Origin of the sequence: Streptomyces sp. NRRL S-31 (assembly GCF_000718775.1) — a bacterium.
Classification (GTDB): Bacteria; Actinomycetota; Actinomycetes; order Streptomycetales; family Streptomycetaceae; genus Streptomyces.
In genome coordinates this window covers 1-3,451 of record NZ_JOCB01000188.1, presented here as the reverse complement: position 1 = coordinate 3,451, position 3,451 = coordinate 1, and the positions used below count along the sequence as shown (strand labels likewise).

General features: G+C 76.2%; 1 protein-coding gene and 1 pseudogene. One reads left to right on the top strand and one right to left on the bottom strand.

The features are described from left to right. On the bottom strand, positions 1-922 hold a 922-nt coding region (locus IF37_RS46285; protein WP_301540375.1), incomplete at its 3' end, for a cysteine/serine endopeptidase inhibitor. A gap of 544 nt (positions 923-1,466) precedes the next feature. Between IF37_RS46285 and IF37_RS41125 the strand changes: the two are divergent. After that, positions 1,467-3,451 (top strand): annotated as a pseudogene (locus IF37_RS41125) (hypothetical protein); the annotation flags it as partial.

The following is a 3,451-nucleotide window of genomic DNA, read 5'->3' as shown; positions in this document are numbered from 1 at the left end:
CCTCCGACTCCTTCTGCAACGCCGCCAGCGCCTGGTTGCGACGGTGGTTCGCCGCCGTGTCCGCCAGCGCCGCACCCTCGATGTCGAAGTCCAGCCGGGTGAGGTCCAGGGCGTCCACCGCGGCGCCGTACTGCTCCTGCAACGCGGTGGCCGAGTCGCACGCCTGCCCCAGCTCGGTGCCGGAGGCCCCGCCGAACGAGGCGATCACATCGCCCCCCGACGAGCGCAGGTTCTGCACCGCGGCCTTCCAACCGGCGTCCGTGATGGGGGTGTCACCGTTGAAGGTGGCCTTGCAGCCGCCGCCGGCCAGCACGAAGGCGAGGGTGGCGTACTTCAGTCCCGCCTGACGCGCCTTGTCCAGCTCGTCGGGCGAGCCCCACGTCTCCACGTAGGGCGCCGCGTAACGGGACGGGAAACCCGTTCCGTTCGACGAGTCCGGGGCCGGCGACCCGCTGACCTCGGGCTCGGGAGAGCCGGACGGCGCCTCGATGGGCTCGCCACCGTCGGTGACGAACTTCCAGGTGATGCCCTTGACCAGCCCCTTCTCCAGCGGGGCGAGCTTCTCGAAGGCGGTCTGGCTGAGGTCCAGGTGGTCGGCGTTGCACGAGGGACACATGTCCTTGACGGGCACGGTGATCGTCTTGCCGTTGTACGACACCTGGACCTTGACGCCCTTGCACAGCCGGTCCTGGTTGGGGTCCTCGGACGTCCACCACTCGTGGGACACGGCGACGAGATCCTCGGTGGCCGCGTCGACCACGGTCCCGCAGGCGCCGTACCCGCTGTCGTTGTAGTACGTCATCTGACCGGAGACGGTCTGGGTACTGACCGAATTGTCGGCCAGCGCCAAGGACACACCTCCCAAGGTCACGGTCACCGCGGCGACGGCAGCGCCCGCGATGATCCGGTTCCGATTGGACACGCAATCTCCTGGTCGGTCTCGTGTGTTGTGGATCGGTTCTCGGCCCGTCACCCGGAGGCCGGCGGACGGGCAGCCGGGGCCGCCCGGCGAGCCTGGAATGGTCCTGGACGGACGCCGCACCGGGCCGATCATTGGAGAAGCGGACGGGGCCGCGCACCGATCCGCCCGCCCGTCTGCCCGGCGGGCCACTCACTCCGCCTTTTCGCCCACTCGGGAGGCGGCACCGCGGTGCCGGCGGCCGCGGCCGGCGCGGGCCGCGCCGTGTCCGCTCGTGCACGAGCCGTCGTCTGAAAGGGCACGGTCGGGCCGGCCGCCTTGCGACCCGGCACGCGCGCCTGCTGCGATGAACGGTGCCGGGTGGCGTCCTGCCCCGGCGCAGCGCAGCACGGGAGCGACCCACGGCGACCAGTGAGAAGGGCATGAGCGAGACCCCTGACCGGCCGACCGGACCGGAGCGGACCGACGGAGCCGGCCGGCGGAGCGCCGGTGCGGGGGCGACCCGGGTGGCGGCCGAAAGGCGTACCGGTATGCCGGGTGACGCCCTGTGAGGCGCTGGCTGGCCGGTCTCGACGCCCTGCGGATGCGCGTCCCCCTGCTCGGCGGCACGGCGCGGCGGACCCGGTCCGGACCGCTCTTCCTGATCGCCTCCGACGCCGAGGAGACGGCGCGGCTCGCCGAGACGGTCGACGCGCTGGGCGCCGCGGAGCGGAACCAGGCGACCGTGGTGGTCGCCGCGGGCTTCTCCGACTCCCCGGCCCTGTGGAAGCGGCTCGGGCCGGTGCTCGACGAATGCCGGCGGTCGGGCATCACCGGCGTACGGCTGTTGTGGGCGGGCGCCGGGGCCGACCTCCCGGGGCGCCCGGCCCCCGCACGGCGCGTCCGCGACACCTGGGGGATGGAGGTCATCGCCCCCGCCGGTCCCGTCGTCGTCGCCCCCGACGGGTCGCTCTTCACCCCCACCGGACCGGCCGGCTGGTACCACTTCGCCCCCGGCCTGGGCCCCCGGCCCCTCGGACTGCGGCATCCCGTGCCGAGCTGGGAGGACGCGGCGGCACACCTGACGCCCGACGCCGTCGGCGGCCATGTGGTCGAACCCGTGCCCGCGGGGGTGCTGATCCGGGCGGCGGGAGCGGTGCCGGACGACGAACGCGCCGTCGCCGCCTCGATCCCCATGGACGAACACCGGCTCGCCGTCGTGGTGGGCACCCCCGGCACGCCCCCCGTTCCCGCGCCCGCCCTGGCCGAGCTGCTGACCCTGCTGCCCTCGCGGGCCCGGGCCGGCGCCCTCCTCGTGCCGGGGAACGGGCACGACCTCCTGGAGACCGGACAGCGGACCGCCGATCTGCTCGGCATCGCGGTGGAGGTCCTCAGCGGCGTCCCCGCCCTGCTGGAGCGGGCGGACGGCACCGGCACCGACCGGGCCGTGGTGCTGATCGGCGCGGACGGCGAACCCTCGTGGCGGCCCTACGTGGAAGCCGTCGCCTGTCTCCCGGCGCACGACGGGTCGACGCCGGCCCCGCGCCTGCTCCACTGGCGCCCGCCCGTCGCCGGGCTGGCCGCCGCCGCCGAGGACGGGGTACTGGTGCTCCGGGCCCCGTGGCAGGTCGCCGTCACCCGCGCCGGGCTGTGGGTGGGGGAGGGCGACGACGTGCCCCCGGAGGCGTCCGGACGGGAACTCGCCCGGGAGACGATGACCGTCCACGTCGGTGTGCCGGGGCAGCGGCTGGACGACGACCTGTGGCCCGCGCTCGACACGCTGGTGGAGCGCCTGGAGCCGTCCGTGCAGGGGCGGACGACGCTCAGCGTGCTCGGACGGTGCAGCGTGCAGGGCCGGAGCCTGCTGCGGGGCGTCACCGAACGACGGGGACTCGCCCTGGAGTACCGCAGGGACACGGCCGCCGACCTCGCCGCGGAGCGCCCGGCGGAGGAGACGGCCGAGCCGGAGCGGCCGTCCGTCGCGGCCCGGACCGCGCCGGACACTCCCGCCGTACCCGAAGCCCCCTGGCACGCCGAGCCGATGAGCGTACGCATCCGGCGCGTGGCCGCCCCGCCCGCACCGGCCCCGCGCACCTCGACCGCTTCCGCCCAGCAGACCTCGGCCGCGCAGGTCCAGCGGACTCCGGTCGTGCCGGTCCCGCGGACCGCGCCCGTCCCGCGGACGCCGGCCGCGCCGGTTCCGCACACCCCGGCCGCGGCGGCCCCACGGACCTCGGAGGTGTCGACCCCACGGACCCCGGCCGCGCCGGTCCAGCGCGCCTCGGCCGAGCCGTTCCCGCACACCCCGGCCGCGCCCGCTGCGGCCAGGCGCAAGGCCCTGGTGCCGCCGGGCTTCGCCCAGGCCGTCGCCGAGACCCGTCCGGGGGGCGGGCCGGGCGGCCGTTCCGCACCGGCTCCCCGGAGTGCCGGGCGCGAGACCCCGGCCCAGGGCCCGGGCGCCCCCACGGCCCCCGGCCGCGCCGGTCCAGCGCGCCTCGGCCGAGCCGTTCCCGCACACCCCGGCCGCGCCCGCTGCGGCCAGGCGCAAGGCCC